The sequence below is a fragment of the Rossellomorea aquimaris genome (assembly GCF_020171925.1).
In the GTDB taxonomy this organism is placed as follows: domain Bacteria; phylum Bacillota; class Bacilli; order Bacillales; family Bacillaceae_B; genus Rossellomorea; species Rossellomorea aquimaris_F.
The window spans coordinates 551,851-573,064 of sequence record NZ_JAIVAR010000003.1 but is presented as its reverse complement, the minus strand read 5'-3'; the positions used below and the strand labels follow the sequence as shown (position 1 = coordinate 573,064).

The following is a 21,214-nucleotide window of genomic DNA, read 5'->3' as shown; positions in this document are numbered from 1 at the left end:
GGGTGAAATCAATGAACTTTGAACCAGTAATCGGACTAGAAGTCCACGTAGAATTAAAAACCGACAGTAAGATGTTCTCTCCGGCACCGAACCATTTCGGGGCAGAACCGAACACAAATACAAACGTGATTGACCTTGGCTATCCGGGCGTACTTCCAGTGGTGAACAAGCGTGCCATCGAGTTCGGCATGAAAGCGGCGATGGCATTGAACTGTGAGATCGCACAGGACACGAAATTTGACCGTAAGAACTACTTTTATCCGGATAACCCGAAAGCTTATCAAATTTCTCAATTCGACAAACCGATCGGGGAGAACGGCTGGATCGAAATCGAAGTGAACGGCGAGAAGAAACGCATCGGGATCACCCGTCTTCACCTCGAGGAGGATGCAGGTAAGCTGACTCACTCAGGCGACGGCTATTCCCTTGTCGACTATAACCGCCAAGGTACGCCTTTGATCGAGATCGTTTCAGAGCCGGACATCCGTACGCCGGAAGAAGCGTATGCATATCTTGAAAAACTGAAATCCATCATTCAATACACAGGCGTTTCCGACTGTAAGATGGAAGAAGGTTCACTTCGTTGTGACGCGAATATCTCCCTTCGTCCAATCGGACAGGAGAAGTTCGGTACGAAAGCCGAGCTTAAAAACCTGAACTCCTTCAACTTCGTTAAAAAAGGGTTGGAATACGAAATCGTCCGTCAGGAGAAAGTCCTTTTATCAGGAGGATTGATCCAACAGGAAACACTTCGTTTCGACGAATCGACAGGTAAGACGATCCTCATGCGTGTCAAAGAAGGATCGGATGATTATCGTTACTTCCCAGAGCCGGATCTATTGCACCTGCACATCGACCAAGAGTGGATGGACCGTGTTCGTGCGGAAATCCCGGAACTTCCGGATGCGCGTAAACAACGCTATGTCGAAGAAATGGGGCTGCCTGCATACGATGCAATGGTCCTGACATTGACGAAGGAAATGTCCGACTTCTTCGAAGAAACGGTAGGAGAGGGAGCAGACGCGAAGCTCGCTTCCAACTGGCTGATGGGTGAAGTATCGGCATACATGAACGCCCAGCAAAAAGAACTTCACGATCTTAAATTGACGCCTTCAGGTCTTGCCGGCATGATCCAGCTGATTGAAAAAGGAACGATTTCTTCCAAGATCGCGAAGAAAGTATTCAAGGAGCTCGTTGAAAACGGCGGAGATCCAGAACAGATCGTAAAAGACAAAGGACTTGTTCAAATCTCTGACGAAGGAGCACTTCTGAAAATCGTCACGGAAACACTGGATAACAATCCACAATCAATCGAAGACTTCAAAAACGGTAAAGACCGTGCGATCGGATTCCTGGTCGGCCAAATCATGAAAGCAACCAAAGGGCAGGCAAACCCGCCGCTCGTAAACAAACTGCTTCTACAAGAAATCAAAAAACGCTAATTCAAAGGTACGTCCCTCACCACTTTAACGCGGTGAGGGACGTACCTTTTGTATGTATTTTATTGGTAAATAACAGATAATTCAGAAAACAACCTCTTTTTAGTTCAAGTTTTCCTTGGATGGAGCTTTTTCGTATATTTTTTATGGGTAATTTAGCACAGGGTTGAAAAAGATTCGGAATGGGTATTTAGACTCATTACCGCGTGTGAGATCTTGTACTATAGTTGTATCTACAGTTCGGAAAAGTTAGAAAATTCTTAAAAAAGAGGTGTTGTAATTGAAAAAGAAAGTCGTAGCGTTAAGTTTAACAGCAGGTTTGATGATGGGGCCGGTCTTTTCAGCGGATGCATTGGGTGCACCTGACTTGAGCCAGAAAGTGAACTTCAATGAAAAAATCGGTGCTCCTCAATTTATCTCAGGGAAGCTGACAAAGCCTTCTGCCGATGCGCCAGAGAAAGTTGTATTGGACTATTTCAATCAACAACAAGATGTATTCAAATTCAAGGGAGACGCAAAACTTTCGTTTAAAATAGTGGAACAGAAAAAGGATGATCTTGGATTTACATACCTTCGCGTCCAGCAAGTGTATAAAGGGACTCCTGTGTACGGTGCAGTATTGACGGCTCACGTCAATCAAGACGGTGTGCTGACTGCGGTATCCGGCGCTCCGGTTCCGAATCTTGATGAGAAGCAGTCCCTTAAAGCTTCTAAAAATGTATCGAAGAAAGATGCAGTGGCAGCAGGGGAAAAGGATCTCGTTGCTGAACTTGGCAGTGAACCTACTTATGAATACGCGCCTAAATCAAAATCAGTCATCTATGTAAAAGATGGAGAAGCGCGTCAGGCATATCTAGTAAACTACAATTTCCTTGATCCGAAGCCGGGCAACTGGAATTATTTCATTGATGCCGAGAGCGGCAACGTGCTCGATAAGCTGAATGAAATCCATGAAGCAGGTGGAAAACCAGGCGGTGAGGGAATCACTGGAACAAACACAGTAGGTACTGGAACAGGTGTATTAGGTGATACGAAATCACTGAATACGACTCTATCATCCTCAACGTATTATTTACAGGATAATACAAGAGGCGGCGGAGTATTCACATATGATGCCAAAAACCGCCAGCGCCTTCCGGGATCATTATGGGCGGATGCAGACAATAAATTCAATGCTGCATATGACGGTGCCGCAGTAGATGCCCATGTGTATGCCGGCCAAACGTATGATTACTACAAAAACGTCCACAACCGCAACAGCTATGATGGAAACGGCGGGGCACTCAAATCGACGGTCCACTACGCAAGAAATTATAACAATGCGTTCTGGAATGGACAGCAAATGGTTTACGGTGATGGTGACGAATCGACATTCGTTCCATTATCCGGAGGACTGGACGTTGTCGCGCATGAACTGACCCATGCCGTTACGGACACAACTGCGGACCTAATCTATCAAAACGAATCCGGTGCCATCAATGAATCAATGTCCGATGTATTCGGTACATTGCTTGAGTACCACACTGGAAACAATCCTGACTGGGAAATCGGAGAAGATATCTATACACCGGGAGTGAGCGGTGACGCCCTGCGTTCCATGTCTGACCCGGCAAAATATAATGATCCGGACCACTACTCTGTAAGATATACAGGTACAGGTGACAATGGCGGTGTCCATATCAACAGTGGAATCGGAAACAAAGCGGCTTATCTACTAAGCCAAGGAGGAACACATTACGGAGTCAAAGTGACAGGGATCGGAACCACTAAACTTGGAGCCATCTACTACCGTGCCCTGACGCAATACCTGACTCCATCATCCAACTTCAGCCAGCTTCGTTCGGCTGTCGTCCAATCGGCAACTGACCTCTACGGTGCAGGAAGCGCTGAAGTAGCAAGTGCCAACGCGGCATTCAACGCTGTTGGGGTTAACTGATTTTGCTTTAGTTTGTAGAAAGGGAAGGGCTTCGGCTCTTCCTTTTTTGTGTTTTAGGATGGAGGGAGGGGTGGTGGTTGAAGGAAGGATTAGTGTAGGGGAAGGTGTGATGTTGAGTTGGCGTGTGGAGATAATCATCTGAATGGGGTGCTGTTAATTGGAAGGGGTTGATGTTTTGATGGGGGTTTAGCGTGAAAAAGAGGGCTGTTTTTGATGATTCTTTATTATTGGGGGAGTGGGGGTTAGGTTGATTGTAGGGATATGCTTCATTTTTGGGGGATTTATGCTTCGGATGAGAGATATGTGCTTTTGATCAGGGGGTTATGCTCCGAATGAGAGAAATGTGCTTTTGATCAGGGGGATTTATGCTCCAAGTGAGAGATATGTGCTTTTGATCAGGGGGATTAATGCTTCAAGTGAGAGGAATTTGCTTTTGATCAGGGGGATTAATACTCCAAATGAGAGATGTTTGCTTTTAATCAAGGGGGATACTCCAAATCAGAGATATATGCTCCTAATCAGGGATTTATGCTCCAAATCAGAGAAATATGCTCCTAATCAGGGATTTATGCTCCAAATCAGAGATATATGCTCCTAATCAGGAATTTATGCTCCAAACTAGAGATATATGCTCCTAATCACAAAAATATGCTCCTATAAGAATGATTCTAAATAAGCCATCACCTCTCTCCATCTAAGCATCACCGCAATCGCCGACCGGCCACAACCGTCACCAAAATACAACTAGCCCAACAAAACACGGCAAAAATCCACCAGACAAAAATAAAAACCAAGCACAACCGACTTGGCACCCGAAACTCATATTCAATTAAACCACGAAAGATCCGACTCAACACATTCTGGCCCCACCCTACTACCAGGCACAACCAACCAACCAACCAACCCTATCCCACTACCACCAACCTCTTCTATGCCTGCTTCCGGCCCTTCTCCAAGATCTTTTTTGCCAAACGGTAATAGGTATCGGCTTCGGCTTTTGACTCGGCGTTTTTCAGCTGCATCATATAGTTTTGAAATCGAAGTTTGTCGACAGACGAGACTTTCATCACGATTTTTCTCATTTCGGCTCTCCTTTGGTGGACAAAGATGTGTCCAAATATCTATTCTGAATATTCTGTAAATAATGTATAATAATAGTAAATGATTCCAGAGGGTGGATAGAATGTCCTTATTAGAAGTGATCTTGTTGCCAATGTTGATGGGCGGTATCGGGGGCTTAGGACATATTTTGATTTTCAAAAATGGTCATTTCACCTTTCCTCGTAAGTTCATTGATGACCAAGGTGAGAAGCATTATCTATTCGGCTCAACGAAGGATATTATCATAGGCGTCCTTGCAGGATATCTCTCTGTACTTCCAGTCATTGACACGATTCCGATGTGGTATACGGTTTACATCAGTTTATTATCGGGCATCGGGGGAAGTTCCGTCATTACAAGAAAAATCGAACAAAACCTGGCTAGCACGAAAGCATCCTATATCGAAGAGCTATCACAATATCAGCTCGAATTGACCTCTAAGGGAGGATCTTCAAATCACAATGAGGTGAAACCTGTTGGCAAAGTCGAAGAAAAGAAGAATCAAGGTTGAACTGCCGCCTGAAGAGTATGAGAAAGCGAATCTCTATATGAAAAGACTGAAGGAGGCAGAGAGTGTAATCGAGCTGAACTACTACTACAAAAAAGTGGCAGAGATAATAGAGAATTCCAGATATTTTGAAGATGGTTCAATTGAAGAGTAATCCTGATCAAAGATGTAAGGGATTAAACTGACTTTTGAGTCAGCTTTTTTTGTGAGTGTACGGTATGATGGTTGGTTCATTCATAAGGACGATTTGCGCTATCACCCATTTCCCCGCTGGACATCTCTTCGGATAGCCATTCGGCTATTCTTTTTTTATGTTCCCTGGAAGAAGTTTTTACCCATCAATCACGTTGCTTTCTTCTATTATATTCCTCCAGGCATAATCGCACAATTGAAATTTATGATGAAAATGAAATGGATATTACTTGTGGTATGGTTACAAGATGAATAAGATATAAGAGAAATAAGTAAGCATATGAAGGATCTACATCCATAGGAGGAGTAAGCATGGCTTTAGTAAACTGGTTCGATAAAGGAATGACACCAACCGAATACTTTGAATATATGAAATCACATAAAGAAAATACATTGTCCATCTTAAATGGATTCGAGATTCCTGAAGATGATCAAGAGGTCATGGATTCAATTGCGAAACAATCTTTGCGTGTGATTGCAATCACGGAGGATTGGTGCGGGGATGCGATGCTGAACATCCCGATCCTGTTGAAAATTGCTGAAGCAGCTGATATCGAAGTGAAGATGATTCTTCGCGATGAACATTTGGAGCTCATGGATCAATATCTGACAAACGGGGTTTCAAGGGCGATCCCGATCTTCATTTTCATCGATGAGAATGGGGAAGAGAAGTTCGTGTGGGGGCCGCGTGCCCCGATGGTAAAGAAAATCGTCGATGATGAGCGTGCGAAGTTACCGCCGAAAGACTATGAAGGCTTCGGTGATAAGCAAAAAGAAATGATCGAACGTTTGACCCGTCGATACACGAGCGATAAGGAAATATGGGCAGAGGTGTATGAAAGCCTTAAAACGACGCTCGTGCAGGAAGTATTGATGTAAGATGGAAGGCCCGGGGTGAATCCTTGGGCTTTTTTTAGTTCCTGCAAAAAAGTTACTGTTCCTTCCATATAAAATCTACTCAGGTCTCCAGCACGGTTCCTTAAACTCTCCGTCCTCTTATACCGGCACAATACCAATAATCAGGTAATATGATGTAGTTTTTTGTGAAGACAAACGTTTCCTTTTATGGTAAGGCTAGTAGAAAGTGCCCTTCCTACTGGTACTTTTTCCCGGTTCACGAATGACGATATTCACGGTACTATGGTATAGGATGAGGAGTTGAAGCAACATGATTCATCAAAAAACAAATGCGATTGTCATTGAATCACTGGATAAATTCCCCCATAAAATTCACATTAAATTGGGAGATATCCTTCGTGATAGAGGATTAACTCAAGGTGATTTGCATCGCTTAACGGGGTTGCGGGTAGCGACGATCAATGAATTAGTGAATTTCAAGAAAAAGTCACTAACCGTTGCTCACCTTGTTTCTATTATGATCGCTCTTCGAATCACGGATATTCGTGAACTTATCGAGGTTGAATTCGATGAAGAGGTACAAGCCTACTTCAAAGAAGAAAATGAGCGAATGAGAAATGGTTTTACTCCAGACCTGACCAAAACAGCAGAAGAGAATGTTAAACGCATCGCAGCTGGAGTGAAAAACTAAATCACCGATTAATGTACAGGCCATCTTTGATTGGCCTTTTTTTCTTGTCTTAAAAAAGGATTGCCTCCCATCAAAATACGCTTTATCACGCTAAAGGTACGTCCCTCACTGCACTAAAGTGTTTGGAAGTTGACATGAAAACGTAACGTGGCTGGGGCGGGTTTTGGTTTATGATGGGAGTAGGGGATTTCATCGGTTTTTTGCTGGTGAATTCATGCTCTTATGGAAGATAACGTTTGAATCTATAGGTTTGTGGGATTATCATTATATACATAGTTTAGTAGAAAGAGTGATGGGATGAGCGTTGTGGAAAAGTATGTGAATTACTTGAATATGGACGTCGAGCAGCCTACGATCAATTATTTGCAGCGATTGATTCAACAGCATCTTATTCGGATTCCTTATGAAACCTTCAGTAAATTTTATTATTTCTCCAAAGGGGATTCCTATGTCCCGTCGCTTGAGGACTTCACCGACCACCTCTATTCAAAAGGGTGGGGCGGTACATGCTTTACGCTGAACATCAATTTCGGCAGACTTCTCAAGGAATTGGGATTCCAGTGCCAGTTTGTGAGGGTCAAACCGGGTCACCTTGGGTTGATGATCACTATCGATGATCGAAAGCTGTATGTGGATGTCGGCTACGGATCACCGATCATGAAACCCGTTGAACTTGAGGCGAGGCATAAACATGTGCTGCACGGCTTTGGTGAAGAGATCATCTTCACTCACAGGGATCAGTATGAGTTTGAAGTGGATCGCCGTTCAAACGGTAAATCTTTCGTGAAGAAAATCATCGAGTGGGTACCTCTCGAGGAAGAAGATTTGATAAAGGATATTGAAGCATCCTATCAGGACACGGACGACAATATCACAATGAGAAGAATCACGGCCGTGCGTTTCCAGGGGAATCAATGCTTTTTCCTTCGTAACCATACTTTGAAGGTGATGACGTACCGAAATATACGGGAATATCAAATGAGGGACCTCGACAAATGGAGAGACATGATCCAGGAGGTTTACCACTTTGACGGAAGTTCCCTTCAGGATTCCCTGCATTTCCTGGAGAACCGGAACATCAAGCTATTTTCATGAGCCATCTTGAATGACTGTTCATTCTGGATGGTTTTTTTTATGAAATCAAACACTTCTTAAGGACTACTCTAAAGGTGCACTATGAATAATAAACTAAATCAGGATGATGGTTGGGGTCCTGACTGATCCGTTGCTATGAAAAAAGTCATAAAACCTTCTATTATTTCCTGTAATTTTATTAGATTTTTTTTCGGAAAAGAGTTATGATATGGAGCGGTAGTTACTAAGAGGCGTATTTTCATTAATGGCACTTTATTGCAAGTGATGGCTTTATTTAATATGATGTTAAAAGATGGAACTTACACACAAACTCCGAGATCGAGGAACTTAAATAAAAGATTAGGATGATGGGGTATGAAACGCGCAAGAATTATCTATAATCCGACTTCTGGCCGCGAGCTCTTTAAAAAGCACCTTGCCGAAGTTTTAATTAAATTGGAACAAGCAGGTTATGAAACAAGTGTTCATGCCACGATCTGTGAAGGCGATGCCACGGAAGCAGCCAGGATCGCGGTGGAACGTAAATACGATATCGTCGTCGCTGCAGGCGGAGACGGGACACTTAATGAAGTGGTCAATGGCCTCGCTGAACAGGAATATCGTCCGAAGCTGGGTATCGTGCCGATGGGAACGACCAATGACTTCGCCAGGGCCCTTCACATCCCGAGGGACATTGGACAGGCAATCGATATCATCACGAAAGGTGATACCCTTCCTGTCGATATCGGGCGCATGAATGACCGTTATTTCATCAATATTGCCGGTGGGGGCAGGATCACTGAGCTGACCTATGAAGTACCGAGCAAACTGAAAACGATGATCGGACAGCTAGCCTACTATTTAAAAGGGATTGAAATGCTCCCTTCGATCAAGCCGACGGATGTGACGATCGAATATGATGGAAAACTCTTCGAAGGTGAAGCGATGCTATTCTTGATCGGACTCACCAACTCAGTCGGGGGCTTCGAGAAGCTTGCGCCGGATGCATCGATCAATGACGGGCTATTTTCCCTCTTGATCTTGAAAAAGACGAATCTGGCTGAATTCATCCGGATTGCCTCACTAGCCGTCCGCGGTGAACACGTAAAGGATCCGAACGTCATTTACACACAAGCGAACCGCATCAAGATCCAAGCAAAGGAAAAGGTGCAGCTGAACGTCGACGGCGAACTCGGCGGCGTCCTTCCTGCTGAATTCGAAAACTTATACCGCCACCTTGATGTCTTCGTCCCTCTGGACAAGATCCGCCCTGAGGATAAGGCGCTTTAATGAGAAAAGGAATGCCGGTGATGCCGGCGTTCTTTTTTTTGTTGGGGAGGGTTGGTTTTGGAATCTGGTGAGGTGGGGGGAACGGACTTGCGGTTGTTGCTTGGAGGCTCGGGTGTTGGAAAATTTATGTAAGTGACGGAATGATCTTCATTATTGAAAGATTATCATGTGAAACTGAAAGATTTCTTAACAAAATTAAAAGATTCTTCCATGAAACTAGAAGATTATAGCCAAATACTAAAAGATTATTTTCAAATGGGATGCGGTAGTGTTTCCAGGGGTGTGATTCGTCACGATCTTATCCGCAGAAACAGTGTAATCAACTGAACTTCAACGTGGAGACATTCCGATTGGACATGATTCCATTCCAAACGAACCGAACGGCAGGAGAAACTGCATCGGATGAAACGTGTGCACCCCAAATCGAACCGGATTTCACAACGAACCGTAACAAACGGACCAGATTTCATCACAACCTCCTCAAACAATCAAACCTCACACCCAACTCCCCAAAACAAACCGTACTCCACCATAAAGCGAACAAAAATCCACCCAACCCCAACCCTCCTAATACACCACAAATTTTAAAAAACCTCCAACAATCCAACTATCCCTAAATGGCGCCATCTCCCCCTAAAAATCCCCACAAAAAAACCACCCCCCGAACATCCAGCTCGGGAGGCAGTCTACCTACAAATACTATCTAATCAATAAAAATACTAAAAATGCCAGCGGGAACCCGATCAAAAATCCCCAGCCGATTTGCTGTTTATGGCGGAATGGTACCAATCTGACAATGAATGAGAGGATGTGGGCAACGATGACGAATGCAAATGCCCAGATGAGCTGCCCCACCACGAATACGAATAAATAAGACAGGATCGATTGTTTGTTCATGACGAGTGATAGTCCAAATCCAAAGGTCAACGTTAAAAAGGTGATCCCCATCAGGATGTAAGGAAGCCACCATCGGCGTGATTTAAGTGTGAATAGGACGCCGAGGAATACATTTCCTACAAGGATCAAATTTACTAAGATGTCAGGTTCCATAAGATCTACCTTCTTTTTTAGTTGTTATTTTAAGAGAGGGGAGCGCTATATCTCTTCTCTCCTAAAATATCTTTCTATACTAGCAACATCCCACGATTCTTTTCAAGCAATAACATGGAGCTTCCATAAATAGTCACGGAGGATAGTTTCCATGAGCCTGGCGTTGTGTTAAAGTGGGGAAAAGCATGTCGGAACCTAATGCCTGTGGAGGAGTGGTCATATGTATATTGTGCATTCAACATTTGTTGTCCCGGATGAGAAAGCGGATGAGGTGATAGCAATCTATCATTCCCGTTCCGGGTTAGTCGACCGGGCGGAAGGATTTCAACGTTTCCTGCTGCTTCAAAATGAAAAGAAGCCAGGGGAGATCACGGTTCACATGGAGTGGGATACGAAGGCGCATTTCATGACTTGGATCCAGAGCGATGACTATAAGCGGATTCATGATTTGGAGAAGAAGTACCCAGACCAGGAGCTTGCTTCGATCATCCCGTCGATTGATAAGTATAAGGTGGTGGCCTACTGATGGAGAATAAGTATAGTGCGGTGATTGACCGTGCAGTAACAAAGCTGTATGAGCGTTACCCTGAGCTACTTGAACGGTTCGGTGAGGGGGGAAGGCAGAAATGCTATGAAGATAATGTCCATCATTTCAATTATCTTCAGACGACTGACGCCGCGCGTGATGAGAAAGTGTTCGTTGATTATGCGCTGTGGCTGAATAATGTGTTGATCAGCAGGGGGATGAAATCCGATCATCTGATTGATAATTTCGTATGCATCGTGGAAGCGTTGGATGAGAGTGAGTTGCAACAGGCAGAAGCGTTTAAACAGTATCTGCAAGCAGGGATCGGCGCCATACGCGAGAACGACCTGGCATCACAACTTCGATAAACGAAAGCGGGATAAACATCGAAAACGGAATGGTTTCGGTGTTTTCTATTTTTATAGGAGCTGGTTGAATGGTGGATCGTTCACTCAAAGGATGAATTTTGGTTCCAAATTCAAGTAATGAATACCCTGATGATGAACAAAAGGAAATGAATCCAACAAAAAAACTGGGTGAGCGCCTGCTCATCCAGTTTTTTATCATAGGAATTGAAACATTAAAAAAGCTGCGGTTACATTGGCTAAAGCATGCGCGATCCAAGATAAATAAAGATTCCCAGACTTATAGTAAAGATAGCCGAATACTAAACTATCAAGAAAAATCGTGATAAGGTCCGGGATGACGATGCCGGGCGGTCCACTTGAAATGTGCATGATCGTAAATAGGATGGATGTCAGCGAGATCGAAAGAAGAGGGTTCATGACCCAGTTCAGTCTATTTTGTATCAATCCCCTGAAGACGATTTCTTCACCCAGGGCTAGAATGAGGATGCTGAAAATCAATTTGGTATCGAATGAATCAAGGATGGATACTCTTTCGTGAATATGTCCGAATACTTCCGGAACAAATTGCTTTAAGAGGAAGAAGTACCCTAACTGAAACACCACTCCGACGATCAGGACCCATTGCCACTTCTTTTTAAGCGATGCTCCGATCTGTTCCCTCTTGAATCCGATGCTTGATAGTGAGCGATTACGGACTCTCCTTTCAATGAACACATAGATGATTGGAAGGATGGCCGCTGCCCCTTTGAAGGCTGGAAAGAAAATCGCCACAATCACCATCAAAACGACCAGGATCCCCATTTCAAGAAGGGGACGTTTCTCATCCAGCTGTTTGTATGGATGATTCATGAGTCTTCACCCCGCTTTAAATAAAGAATCCTACAATATAATGGCTAATGAAAATGGCAAGGTAGATCAACGTGATCCACGGCTGGTAATCCACATAAAATTCCTTGTGTGTAAATTTAAAAGGGTGAGGAATCAAAACCCATCCTACGTAATCGAGAATGATCGATATGACCGTCCACTGAACGACCGTGTCGAACATCAATCCATGAATGTCGGTGGTCTCGATTGAGCTGACATACAGCCATAGGAAAACCGGAAACAAGACGACATTATAGAGTGCCTGATAGGGGATCGTCTTTACATAAGCAGGGGACTTGAGATAACTTGTACCTGCCTGTTTGGCATTCGGCACCCCGTAAACATGATGAAAGATATACATATGAATGATTGCGACAACCGTGACCAAGGTGTATGCCAGTAAAAGCCAGACAAACGACATTCCTAAGTGTTCAAACATAACCATCACCTCCTCGAATATCGAGCTTTCTAAAATATGTCTTTATACCTATAATTATCCATAAAATTTTGGAAAGATAAAGAATCTTTTTTACGTGGTAAAGAAAAGCTGTACATTGAGGTGATTCAACATCGTTCCCTGTTTATGGTACAATCAGTAGAGTCTTAATTAGGAAGCAGAAAAGGAAGATCATGATGAGTAAAAAAGCGCCTGTTCAAAAGAATGATTATATAGAGAATGCCTATTTCGAGGATCTGACCCATGATGGCAATGGGGTGACAAAGGTAGACGGTTATCCGCTGTTTGTCCCGAATGCGCTGCCGGGGGAAGAAGGAAAGGTAAAAGTCGTCAAGCCAAGCAAGGGCTATGGCTTTGGCCGGTTGGTGGAACGTACGATGGAAAGCCCCCATCGCCAGGAGCCCCCATGTCCGATTTACAAGGAATGCGGTGGCTGCCAGATTCAGCATATGACCTATGAAGGGCAGTTGCTCGCGAAAGAAAAGAACGTCCGCGATGTGATGCAGCGGATCGGAAAGCTTCAAGATGTCGCAATCCATAAAGTGCTTGGTATGGAAGAACCGTGGAGGTACCGGAATAAAGCGCAGGTGCCCGTTGGTGAGAAGGATGGTCGGTTTGTGGCCGGATTCTATCAGAAGCGAAGCCACGAAATCATCGACATGGACAAATGCATCATCCAATATGAAAAGAATGATGAAGTCATCCAGCAAGTGAAGGATATATGTGAAAAGCTGGGGATCCGTCCGTATGATGAAAAGAAGCACAAGGGGACTTTGCGCCATATCATGACGAGGACTGCGTATACGACAGGTGAAGTCATGGTCGTACTGGTCACGAGGACGAAGGAGCTGCCGCATAAAAGTGAAATCATTGATCAACTTGTCAGCAACATCGATGGCCTCAAATCCATCGTCCACAATGTGAACGGCAAGAAGACCAATGTGATCATGGGTGATGTGACCAATGTGCTTTGGGGGGAAGAAGTCATCCACGATATGATCGGGGATGTGAAGTTTGCGATTTCCGCACGCTCTTTCTATCAGGTCAACCCTGAACAAACGAAAGTTTTATACGAGAAAGCGTTGGAATATGCTGACTTGAAGGGGGAAGAAACAGTGATCGATGCCTATTGCGGGATCGGTACCATCTCCCTTTTCCTTGCTCAAAAAGCCAAGAAGGTGTATGGGGTTGAAATCGTTCCCCAAGCCATTGAGGATGCGAAAAAGAATGCACGTCTGAACATGATGGATAATGTCGAGTTTGAAGCCGGACCTGCTGAAGTCGTCATCCCAAAATGGTACGAAGAGGGAATCAGTGCCGATGTCCTTGTCGTCGACCCGCCGAGAAAAGGGTGCGATGAAGCCCTTCTCAATACGATCCTGGCGATGAAGCCAAAAAAAGTCGTCTATGTATCATGCAACCCTGCGACCTTGGCCCGCGATCTCCGCATACTCGAAGACGGTGGTTACAAAACGGCCGAGATCCAACCTGTCGATATGTTCCCGCAAACGATGCACTGCGAGGCAGTGGCGAAAATAGAGCTGAAGTAACGAAAGCAGAGAGGCATGGCGCCTCTCTTTTTTTTATTCGGAAAATAGAAACCGGACTCTGATGATAGAAGGAAGGGATGGATCAGTCATCCGATAACGACAATTTGTTGATCGTCAATCCACCTTGCCCCCGCACCACTTTCACTGAATTTACTCGATCTGGTTCCAATACAGAAATAAGGTAGTTTATTGCTTTCAAGGGATCGACCGTATGACCACATGTGTACCCATCAAGTGCGGCAAAACCTTTTTCCGGATACGTATGGATGGAGAGGTGGCTTTCCGAAAGGATGACGAACGCCGTGACGCCATGAGGGTCGAACCGATGATAATCGACCGAGAGGACCGTTGCACCACTGGCCTTCGCAGCTTCATGCATATGCTTTTCAAGAAAGGCCACATCATTGAGTCTGTCGAAGTCGACTCCCCACAAATCTACAATGATATGCCTTCCGAATGTACTGTACTCCAATCTCCTGCTCCTTTCTATAAGCGTTTACTTTAAGATATGTACAAACTCCCCGATTGGTTTGATAAAAGATCGAAATCTAGTAAAAATCCATCGTTTGATTATGATGACGTCCGCCCATAGGGATGAATCTCTTAGGATGATTGTCTATTTTTTTAATAGTAGAGAGGGTTGGGAGAACGGATGAAGCTTGATAGAAATAGAATGAAGTAGTAGTAGAAATTCATGAATAGGATGTGAACATCAGTGGCGAAAGAAAAGAATGGGCGTCAGTCGGCAAAGGAACTGGAATTATACGGTGATGAATGGGACAGGATCGGCCTAAAGGAGCTATTGGCCGGGGAACATGATGGTCTTTATAAAGGGAAGAGTAAATTTCAAGATATTCAGGTCATTCGAGCAGAGGATATCAGGTTGTACCTAAATGAACAGCTGCAGTTCAGTTCACTGGATGAAAGGATCTATCACGAAGCCTTTGTGCATGTGCCATTTGCACTTGGCAGGCCGATACGATCGGTCTTGGTCCTTGGTGGAGGGGACGGGCTCGCCCTTCGGGAAATCCTGAAATACGAGAGTGTCGAAGAAGTGGATTTAGTCGATATTGACGGGAAGGTGGTATCCCTTGCCAAGAAGGTCCCTGTTTTGGTTAAACTGAATGAACGGTCTTTTTTTGATAAAAGGGTAAGAACGCATATTGAAGATGCCAAGCAGTTCATTGAACGAAACGAAAAGGTATATGATTTAATGATCATTGATTTTCCCGATCCCACCAATGAACTGCTGGCAAGCCTTTATACACGGGAATTGTTTCGACAGCTGCATGCATCATTGAGTGACCATGGACTGATCGTTTGTCAATCCAACGCCTTGGATGCGACACCGACCGTGTTCTGGAGCATCGGAATGACCCTTGCCCATGCAGGATTCCATACGCAAGCCTATCATACCATCATCCCATCCTTCGGTGACTGGGGCTTCCAGATGGCGGCGAAGACATCAATATCATTGAAGTTCAACCCGGTTGCCGTCCCTCATCGCACCCTTCCCAAGCAATTATCGACTCTATTCTCATTCGCCCCCTACTATGAAGAGTACAAAAAAGGGGCGACCGTCAATTCTGCATCGAACCTGATCCTGCACCACATTTTCAAACAAGAGAACATATAAGGGAAGAGTTCATGTCAACTTTGCCGACTATGATATAATAGTGGGAAACTAGATGAAAGAGTTAATAGAGGGAAGCGAAATGTATCTCACAATAGCAGAAACAGCAGACTATTTATCCCTTCCAGAATCCTATATAGAAGCGCTCGTTCACGAAAATAAAATCAGGGCTGTCCACGACGGCGAGCAATTCCTGGTATATCGTGAACAATTCAATCAGCATCTCGAGCAAATCGAAAAAGCAAAGAAGCAGCTGGCGGAATACTTGAACGAACCCATTCCGGAAGATCCGGATATAAAGGACGAGGATTGAGGAGTTGAGGGTGAACACAGGGGTTGGTGTTTCAGATTGAATTTTTTGTGGAGAATTCCAGGATGGAAAGTTTCGTATGCACGGAATTTCAGCGAATGGGATTACTTTTCAGGTGAGGATGACGGGGTAAGATCTCATTGGACCGAAATGTGGAGAGGGTTTTACGATGAATTGTACCAGAAATGGAGTAATTGCACCGAAAACCGATGAATTGCCAAGATCCGATAATTGTACATCTTCTTAAACCGTCATCAATTTCAACCCCAAACCCCCATCACAAAAATCCAAAACCACCGACAAACCATAACCAAGTTAGGAGAATCCCATGAACGGTCAACAGCGAGCAAATATCAAACCAGGTTTACAAGTAGAAATCGTACTAAAAAAAGATCAGCGGACAGGCCGGCTGACGCAGGGCGTGGTAAAGGACATCCTGACGAATTCGGCCAATCATCCTCACGGTATCAAAGTGAGGCTTGAAGATGGACAAGTCGGAAGAGTGAAGAACATCCTGTCGTAACCGTTGCCAGTAAAGAAGGACTGTCCTTTAGTTAACTAAAGGACAGTCCTTCTTTTATTTTGCGTATCCCAGTATAACAAAAATGCCCCAAACCCATGCAGGGTGTGGGGCATTTCTATATTATCCAAACAATTTAGGAAGTTCGTTGATCATCGTGTAAATTCCCATATATGACATCGCAACGACGATGAGCAGACCGAAGATGGTCATCCACATCGGGTGCTTGTAATCGCCGACGATTTTCGTCTTGTAAGCAGCGATCAGCATGACGCCGAGGGCAATCGGCAGGATGAGCCCGTTCAGTGAACCGACAAGGATCATGACGGCGACCGGCTTACCGATGAGAGAGAACACAAGTGTGGATACGGCGATGAAACCGATGATGAGCCACTTGTGGTATTTCTCGAGCAGCGGGCTGAATGTACGGATGAAGGAAACGGATGTATAAGCCGCTCCGACGACCGAAGACACGGCGGCCGACCACATGACGATCCCGAACATTTTGTATCCGATGTTTCCGGCAGCAAGGTTAAAGACGGATGCCGGCGGGTTGGATGGGTCGATCTGGAGCCCCTGTGCGACGATTCCAAGCGATGCAAGGAAAAGGAAGATGCGCATGATCGAGGCGATCCCGATTGCTGAAACCGAACTCTTCGTGATTTGCGGAAGGGCGTCCTTACCGGTGATGCCTGCTTCCAGTAAACGGTGTCCACCGGCGAACGTAATGTATCCACCGACGGTTCCCCCTACAAGGGTGATGATGGCCATAAAGTCGATGGTATCGGGTGCGAATGTCTTCGTGACGGCTTCCCCGACAGGCGGGTTCGACGTGAACATTACGTAAACCGTTAAGAGGATCATCAGGAATCCAAGTATTTGCGCGAACTTGTCCATCAGTCTGCCTGCTTCTTTCACAAGGAAGATCCCGATGGCGACAAGGCCGCTGAATAAGGCACCCATTTCAGGTGAGATGCCGAATAACACATTGGTACCAAGACCTGCTCCCGCGATGTTTCCGATATTGAAGGCGAGGCCGCCCGCAACGATTAAGAAGGCCAGGAAATAGCCGAGGCCGGGCAGGATGTCATTCGCGATGTCCTGTGCCCTTTTTTCAGAAATGGCGATGATTCGCCAGATGTTTAGTTGAGCCCCGATATCGATGATGATGGAAACGAGGATGACGAAACCGAAGCTCGCCGCCAGTTTCTCGGTGAAGACCGTGGTCTGGGTAAGGAACCCAGGTCCGATTGCTGAGGTGGCCATCAGGAAGGCGGCACCCAGCAGTACGCTGAGGTTGGATTTTTTCATTGAATTCTCTCCTTTGATGTAGATTCTTTGATAGGATTATTTGATCTTCAAGGCGATGCCCTGCTTCAGGTGGCGAAGCTGATATTCCCTTTCGATGAGAAGCTTTTGCGCTTCTTCCCTCGTGATGAGGCTGAAGGAAAGTTCTTCTCCCGGTTTTGCTTGTGCGACTAGAGGCAGGTCGATGGAAGCGACCTGGCCGATCCGCGGGTACCCTCCGGTCGTTTGCCTGTCGGCTAAGAGGATGATCGGTTTCCCATCAGAGGGCACCTGGATCGTCCCAAAGGTGACGGCTTCTGAAATCATATTCATCTCTTCCTGGAGGACAAGTGGATTTCCTTCGAGTCGATAACCCATCCGGTCCGATTGGGGTGAAATTTTAAATGGCTGATCAACGAAAGCTTGCCGGCTTTCCTCTGAAAAGAAATCGAACTCCGGCCCTGCAATGACCCTGACTGCCTTTTCCCTTTGATGGATGGAAATGAATTCGGAAGAAATCGACCAGTCTATTTCCGTGAAATCGCGATCTTCCAGGTAAGGAGTCAGATAGTCGACCATGTCGAGGGAATCTCTCTGAAGTGCTCCGTGCTTTAGGAGATCGCCTTCTTTAATAGGTCGTCCCCCATATCCACCGATTCCGGCACGCATATAGGTAGACCGGCTACCCATGACCAGCGGCACATCGATCCCCCCTGCCACGGCAAGGTAAGCACGGGAGCCGCTTTTGCATCGACCGAACTTCAAGGTGCTGCCCTTCTTCACCAAGACCGAACGCCAAAGAGGGACAGGATCTCCGTTTATCGTGGGGGAAAGGTCACCTCCGCAGATGGAGATCAAGCTATTTTCCTGAAACTCAAGTAGGGGTCCGGTCAGGGTCATTTCAAGGACGGCATGGTTCTCGTCATTACCGACCAGCCAGTTCGAAATGCGGTGGGCAATCGGATCCATGCTGCCGCTGACGATGACGCCGAACTTCTGATAGCCGTATCGTCCAAGATCCTGGACAGTGGTAAGGAGGCCAGCCTTTAGTATGTTGATCATGATGATTCCTCCCAGTTTTTAAATTCTTCTTCTGAAATAGGGATGAATTTTATTCTGTCCCCGGCTTGGAGCAGGCTTGGGGTATCAAGCTCAGGCTGAAATAACGATAGGGGGGTCCGGCCGATCAGCTGCCATCCACCAGGGGTTTCAATCGGGTATACGCCTGTCTGCTCCCCGGCGATGCCGACGGATCCGGCAGGGATCTTCAAGCGTGGCGATTCCCTACGCGGGGTCGCTAAAGCGGGATCCAATCCTCCTACATAAGGAAAGCCCGGCGCAAAGCCGATCATATAAACGAGATAATCCCCATTGCTGTGCTTCGTGATGACCTCTTCGGTTGTCAAACCGTTGATGCGCGCAACTTCTTCTAAATCCGGTCCGAACTCACCGCCATAACAGACAGGGATCTCGATGATCCTCTCAGACGAGGAATCTCCCTTGATCTCGCCGGACAGCATATCGTTCAGGACGGAACAAATCCCTTCATAGGGAAGTTCGTGTGGGGTTTGTTGCAATATGGCAATCGGATCGTAATAGAGTGTGACCGTTGTAAAGGCGGGGATCACTTCCAAGAGCCAATCCTGTGGATTTTTTTCAAAAAATGCCGTTACATTCTTTACCTTTTCATGGGTATTCAACTCGATTGAATCCCCTAATTGAATGACTACGGCACTGTCGCCTAAAGGACGCAGGGTGTGGTTCATGATGTCTCCTCCTTTTTGGTTATGTATATTTATATTTAAAAGTAAATAAAAATACAGAATTGAACAGTATGTACGGATTTTTCTGAACTTTTGGTCATGTTGTCTATTATAGTATAAATTCAGAACTTTTCAACGGGAATTCCGCGGGAGAGAGGATTGGTCCGGAATAAGGGAGTCTCTTTTCCACACCTCTATACGCATAACGACATATCTTCAGGCAGGGATCCGGTCCGGAAAGAAGATTGGGATATTTCTAGAAAATGACAGGATTCTCTCGAATGAAATCGTGTATCTTTTACGTATAGTGTGCTATTATTTAGTAATCCGAAATAAATGAAGATTGTAAGAAATATAGATAAGTGAAAGGGGGATTTCCGGTGATGAAGGTGAAAGAACCTCTCTGGACAAGGTCCTTTATTATGTTGATGGTTGGAAATCTGTTTGTATTCATGTCATTTCAAATGTTGATCCCGACACTTCCTCCTTATATTAAATCACTGGGAGCGTCAGGACTTGAAATCGGTCTGGTGACGACGTTATTTTCAATCGGTGCGGTGCTAAGCAGGCCGTTCATCGGTTTCATGCTCGAATATCGGGAAAGGAAGCCCTTGGTCATCATCGGCGTAGTATCCTTGCTCCTCATTACCGTTGTGTACCCATTATCGAGCGTGGTCGTGATTTTCTTGCTGTTCAGGCTCGTGCACGGGTTGGCTTGGGGATGGTCGACGACGGTCAATGGAACGGCTGCCGTGGATGTTGTGCCGAAGTCGAGGCTCGGTGAAGGAATGGGGTATTACGGATTGTCCATAACGATTGGGATGATCATCGCTCCAAGTCTTGGAATCTACTTGTTTCAGGTAACCACTTTCACGAACTTGATCATCACGTCCGGCATACTTGGGGCGATTGCGATATTGTTGTTGTCGCTTGTGCGGTATCAGACGCCCGAAATGGTGAAAGAAACGAAGAAAGAAGATCTGAAGTTTTCCTATCTTGGATCACTCATAGAGAAATCAAGCTGGTTTCCCGCTTTCATCACGATCATGGTCACGTTTGGATATGGAACGATTGTCACGTTCATCGTGATCTTCGGTGAAGAACGCGGTATTCAGCATATCTTTTTATTTTACCTTTTCAATGCCATCATGGCTTCCATCTCAAGACCCGTTGCAGGGAAATGGTTTGATGAACATGGACCCAAGGGGCTTGTCTTGTTCTGTATCGCGGTTACGTTCATCGGGATGTGGGTACTGTCATTCGCCCATTCGGACGTACTCATCGCCGTAGCGGGCATTCTATTCGGAGTCGGATTCGGTTCGCTGATCCCGACGCTCCAATCGTGGACCCTATCCATGACGCCCGATAACCGCAGGGGAGTGGCGAACGGGATGTTCTTCTCATCCATCGACCTTGGCATCGGCTTGAGTGGCCTTGTGTTCGGAGTCATGGCGCAGTTCGTCGAGATTGGCGTCCTATTCCAGATCTCGAGCTTGTTCCTTGTCCTTGCCTTTGTCGTGGCAGTCCTTGAAGGCAGGAAGCAGCAAAAAAGGAAGCGGATCGGCGAGGCCCGTCAGGCGTAACCGGCCTGTAAGTGGACCCATTGCACTTCGGAAAATCGATTGATGAGATTTGCACCCCTGTTATCATGAGTGATGGTGCCATCTCATCGTTTACGCCTCCAGAAAAGGGGGTAAATCATAAGGACTATCTATTATCTTAAAGGGTATAGCCTTTTCGTAATGGATAGTCCTTTCTTGTGTAATGATTGTGTGAAGAAAGAATCACGGCATA

Annotated in this window: 23 protein-coding genes; 15 read left to right on the top strand and 8 right to left on the bottom strand. The window is 45.5% G+C overall.

From position 1 onward, the window contains the following. Positions 1-11: 11 nt before the first annotated feature. On the top strand, positions 12-1,442 hold the full coding sequence (gatB, locus tag LCM10_RS14155) for an Asp-tRNA(Asn)/Glu-tRNA(Gln) amidotransferase subunit GatB (RefSeq protein ID WP_224876912.1): 1,431 nt from the start codon (positions 12-14) through the stop codon (positions 1,440-1,442). A gap of 319 nt (positions 1,443-1,761) precedes the next feature. Further along, a complete protein-coding gene (locus LCM10_RS14150) occupies positions 1,762-3,375 on the top strand; it encodes a M4 family metallopeptidase (RefSeq protein WP_412103406.1) in 1,614 nt (537 codons plus the stop codon). A gap of 929 nt (positions 3,376-4,304) precedes the next feature. Here the strand turns inward: LCM10_RS14150 and LCM10_RS14145 are convergent. After that, entirely contained in the window at positions 4,305-4,457 is a 153-nt protein-coding gene (locus tag LCM10_RS14145) for a hypothetical protein (protein ID WP_224876910.1), read from the bottom strand. A gap of 101 nt (positions 4,458-4,558) precedes the next feature. On the opposite strand from LCM10_RS14145, the gene LCM10_RS14140 reads away from it, so the two are divergent. The 6 genes from LCM10_RS14140 (at position 4,559) to LCM10_RS14115 (ending at position 9,089) form a co-directional block, all read left to right on the top strand. Beyond that, positions 4,559-4,987: a DUF4257 domain-containing protein gene (locus LCM10_RS14140; RefSeq protein ID WP_224876909.1), complete on the top strand. Its 429-nt coding sequence runs from the start codon at positions 4,559-4,561 to the stop codon at positions 4,985-4,987. Next, positions 4,953-5,138, top strand: coding sequence for a hypothetical protein (locus tag LCM10_RS14135; protein WP_224876908.1), 186 nt, complete (start codon positions 4,953-4,955; stop codon positions 5,136-5,138). The genes LCM10_RS14140 and LCM10_RS14135 overlap by 35 nt, the downstream gene beginning before the upstream one ends. A 350-nt stretch (positions 5,139-5,488) precedes the next feature. Further along, the gene (locus LCM10_RS14130) at positions 5,489-6,055 is read left to right on the top strand and encodes a thioredoxin family protein (RefSeq protein ID WP_224876907.1); all 567 of its coding nucleotides are present in this window, start codon (positions 5,489-5,491) and stop codon (positions 6,053-6,055) included. A 289-nt stretch (positions 6,056-6,344) separates the two neighbouring features. Beyond that, positions 6,345-6,725 (top strand): helix-turn-helix domain-containing protein, encoded by a 381-nt coding sequence (locus LCM10_RS14125; protein ID WP_224876906.1) that lies wholly within the window; start codon positions 6,345-6,347, stop codon positions 6,723-6,725. A gap of 297 nt (positions 6,726-7,022) precedes the next feature. After that, positions 7,023-7,820 (top strand): arylamine N-acetyltransferase, encoded by a 798-nt coding sequence (locus LCM10_RS14120; protein ID WP_224876905.1) that lies wholly within the window; start codon positions 7,023-7,025, stop codon positions 7,818-7,820. A 354-nt stretch (positions 7,821-8,174) separates the two neighbouring features. Next, positions 8,175-9,089 carry a diacylglycerol kinase gene (locus tag LCM10_RS14115; protein ID WP_224876904.1) on the top strand — a complete coding sequence of 305 codons (915 nt, stop codon included), beginning with the start codon at positions 8,175-8,177 and terminating at the stop codon, positions 9,087-9,089. Between the two features lie 699 nt (positions 9,090-9,788). Here LCM10_RS14115 and LCM10_RS14110 read toward each other — a convergent pair. Further along, entirely contained in the window at positions 9,789-10,139 is a 351-nt protein-coding gene (locus LCM10_RS14110) for a hypothetical protein (RefSeq protein WP_224876903.1), read from the bottom strand. A 220-nt stretch (positions 10,140-10,359) separates the two neighbouring features. Here LCM10_RS14110 and LCM10_RS14105 point away from each other — a divergent pair, with 220 nt between their 5' ends. Both LCM10_RS14105 and LCM10_RS14100 read left to right on the top strand, forming a co-directional pair. After that, complete coding sequence (locus LCM10_RS14105) at positions 10,360-10,665, top strand: antibiotic biosynthesis monooxygenase family protein (RefSeq protein WP_224876902.1); 306 nt, start codon at positions 10,360-10,362, stop codon at positions 10,663-10,665. Next, positions 10,665-11,033 carry a hypothetical protein gene (locus tag LCM10_RS14100; protein WP_224876901.1) on the top strand — a complete coding sequence of 123 codons (369 nt, stop codon included), beginning with the start codon at positions 10,665-10,667 and terminating at the stop codon, positions 11,031-11,033. The genes LCM10_RS14105 and LCM10_RS14100 overlap by 1 nt, the downstream gene beginning before the upstream one ends. Positions 11,034-11,228: 195 nt before the next feature. On the opposite strand, the gene LCM10_RS14095 is transcribed toward LCM10_RS14100, so the two are convergent. After that, complete coding sequence (locus LCM10_RS14095) at positions 11,229-11,882, bottom strand: CPBP family intramembrane glutamic endopeptidase (RefSeq protein WP_224876900.1); 654 nt, start codon at positions 11,880-11,882, stop codon at positions 11,229-11,231. Positions 11,883-11,898: 16 nt separating this feature from the next. Beyond that, the gene (locus tag LCM10_RS14090) at positions 11,899-12,339 is read right to left on the bottom strand and encodes a hypothetical protein (RefSeq protein WP_224876899.1); all 441 of its coding nucleotides are present in this window, start codon (positions 12,337-12,339) and stop codon (positions 11,899-11,901) included. A 194-nt stretch (positions 12,340-12,533) separates the two neighbouring features. On the opposite strand from LCM10_RS14090, the gene rlmD reads away from it, so the two are divergent. After that, complete coding sequence (rlmD, locus tag LCM10_RS14085) at positions 12,534-13,907, top strand: 23S rRNA (uracil(1939)-C(5))-methyltransferase RlmD (protein WP_224876986.1); 1,374 nt, start codon at positions 12,534-12,536, stop codon at positions 13,905-13,907. Positions 13,908-13,989: 82 nt separating this feature from the next. Here rlmD and speD read toward each other — a convergent pair whose 3' ends face one another. Further along, positions 13,990-14,379 (bottom strand): adenosylmethionine decarboxylase, encoded by a 390-nt coding sequence (gene speD, locus LCM10_RS14080; protein ID WP_224876898.1) that lies wholly within the window; start codon positions 14,377-14,379, stop codon positions 13,990-13,992. A gap of 243 nt (positions 14,380-14,622) precedes the next feature. Between speD and LCM10_RS14075 the strand changes: the two genes are divergently transcribed. The 3 genes from LCM10_RS14075 to LCM10_RS14065 all read left to right on the top strand — a co-directional run bounded on the left by LCM10_RS14075 (position 14,623) and on the right by LCM10_RS14065 (position 16,373). Beyond that, positions 14,623-15,543 (top strand): spermidine synthase, encoded by a 921-nt coding sequence (locus tag LCM10_RS14075; protein ID WP_224876897.1) that lies wholly within the window; start codon positions 14,623-14,625, stop codon positions 15,541-15,543. A gap of 79 nt (positions 15,544-15,622) precedes the next feature. Next, positions 15,623-15,853, top strand: a complete 231-nt coding sequence (locus LCM10_RS14070) for an excisionase family DNA-binding protein (RefSeq protein ID WP_224876985.1) — start codon at positions 15,623-15,625, stop codon at positions 15,851-15,853. Positions 15,854-16,178: 325 nt separating this feature from the next. Further along, a complete protein-coding gene (locus tag LCM10_RS14065; protein WP_224876896.1) occupies positions 16,179-16,373 on the top strand; it encodes a YwbE family protein in 195 nt (64 codons plus the stop codon). A 120-nt stretch (positions 16,374-16,493) separates the two neighbouring features. Here the strand turns inward: LCM10_RS14065 and LCM10_RS14060 are convergent, their stop codons facing one another. Genes LCM10_RS14060 through pxpB form a run of 3 tightly spaced genes read right to left on the bottom strand, consistent with a single transcriptional unit; the run spans position 16,494 to position 19,423 of the window. Next, the gene (locus LCM10_RS14060; protein ID WP_224876895.1) at positions 16,494-17,681 is read right to left on the bottom strand and encodes an NRAMP family divalent metal transporter; all 1,188 of its coding nucleotides are present in this window, start codon (positions 17,679-17,681) and stop codon (positions 16,494-16,496) included. 36 nt (positions 17,682-17,717) lie between these two features. After that, complete coding sequence (locus LCM10_RS14055) at positions 17,718-18,719, bottom strand: biotin-dependent carboxyltransferase family protein (protein ID WP_263621496.1); 1,002 nt, start codon at positions 18,717-18,719, stop codon at positions 17,718-17,720. Continuing rightward, positions 18,716-19,423: a 5-oxoprolinase subunit PxpB gene (gene pxpB / locus LCM10_RS14050; RefSeq protein WP_224876894.1), complete on the bottom strand. Its 708-nt coding sequence runs from the start codon at positions 19,421-19,423 to the stop codon at positions 18,716-18,718. Before pxpB ends, LCM10_RS14055 begins: the two co-directional genes overlap by 4 nt. Before the next feature lie 380 nt (positions 19,424-19,803). Here pxpB and LCM10_RS14045 point away from each other — a divergent pair, with 380 nt between their 5' ends. Then, a complete protein-coding gene (locus LCM10_RS14045; RefSeq protein ID WP_224876983.1) occupies positions 19,804-21,003 on the top strand; it encodes an MFS transporter in 1,200 nt (399 codons plus the stop codon). The last annotated feature ends 211 nt before the right edge of the window (positions 21,004-21,214 follow it).

Excerpts from the sequence above, each read along its gene's own strand:
- LCM10_RS14125 (WP_224876906.1), top strand. The coding sequence starts at position 6,345 with ATGATTCATCAAAAAACAAATGCGATTGTCATTGAATCACTGGATAAA.
- pxpB (WP_224876894.1), bottom strand. The coding sequence starts at position 19,423 with ATGAACCACACCCTGCGTCCTTTAGGCGACAGTGCCGTAGTCATTCAA.
- LCM10_RS14070 (WP_224876985.1), top strand. The coding sequence starts at position 15,623 with ATGTATCTCACAATAGCAGAAACAGCAGACTATTTATCCCTTCCAGAA.
- LCM10_RS14060 (WP_224876895.1), bottom strand. The coding sequence starts at position 17,681 with ATGAAAAAATCCAACCTCAGCGTACTGCTGGGTGCCGCCTTCCTGATG.
- LCM10_RS14150 (WP_412103406.1), top strand. The coding sequence starts at position 1,762 with ATGATGGGGCCGGTCTTTTCAGCGGATGCATTGGGTGCACCTGACTTG.
- rlmD (WP_224876986.1), top strand. The coding sequence starts at position 12,534 with ATGAGTAAAAAAGCGCCTGTTCAAAAGAATGATTATATAGAGAATGCC.
- LCM10_RS14065 (WP_224876896.1), top strand. The coding sequence starts at position 16,179 with ATGAACGGTCAACAGCGAGCAAATATCAAACCAGGTTTACAAGTAGAA.
- LCM10_RS14115 (WP_224876904.1), top strand. The coding sequence starts at position 8,175 with ATGAAACGCGCAAGAATTATCTATAATCCGACTTCTGGCCGCGAGCTC.
- LCM10_RS14120 (WP_224876905.1), top strand. The coding sequence starts at position 7,023 with ATGAGCGTTGTGGAAAAGTATGTGAATTACTTGAATATGGACGTCGAG.
- LCM10_RS14055 (WP_263621496.1), bottom strand. The coding sequence starts at position 18,719 with ATGATCAACATACTAAAGGCTGGCCTCCTTACCACTGTCCAGGATCTT.
- LCM10_RS14090 (WP_224876899.1), bottom strand. The coding sequence starts at position 12,339 with ATGTTTGAACACTTAGGAATGTCGTTTGTCTGGCTTTTACTGGCATAC.
- LCM10_RS14110 (WP_224876903.1), bottom strand. The coding sequence starts at position 10,139 with ATGGAACCTGACATCTTAGTAAATTTGATCCTTGTAGGAAATGTATTC.
- LCM10_RS14105 (WP_224876902.1), top strand. The coding sequence starts at position 10,360 with ATGTATATTGTGCATTCAACATTTGTTGTCCCGGATGAGAAAGCGGAT.
- LCM10_RS14100 (WP_224876901.1), top strand. The coding sequence starts at position 10,665 with ATGGAGAATAAGTATAGTGCGGTGATTGACCGTGCAGTAACAAAGCTG.
- LCM10_RS14145 (WP_224876910.1), bottom strand. The coding sequence starts at position 4,457 with ATGAGAAAAATCGTGATGAAAGTCTCGTCTGTCGACAAACTTCGATTT.
- LCM10_RS14140 (WP_224876909.1), top strand. The coding sequence starts at position 4,559 with ATGTCCTTATTAGAAGTGATCTTGTTGCCAATGTTGATGGGCGGTATC.
- gatB (WP_224876912.1), top strand. The coding sequence starts at position 12 with ATGAACTTTGAACCAGTAATCGGACTAGAAGTCCACGTAGAATTAAAA.
- LCM10_RS14095 (WP_224876900.1), bottom strand. The coding sequence starts at position 11,882 with ATGAATCATCCATACAAACAGCTGGATGAGAAACGTCCCCTTCTTGAA.
- LCM10_RS14130 (WP_224876907.1), top strand. The coding sequence starts at position 5,489 with ATGGCTTTAGTAAACTGGTTCGATAAAGGAATGACACCAACCGAATAC.
- LCM10_RS14045 (WP_224876983.1), top strand. The coding sequence starts at position 19,804 with ATGAAGGTGAAAGAACCTCTCTGGACAAGGTCCTTTATTATGTTGATG.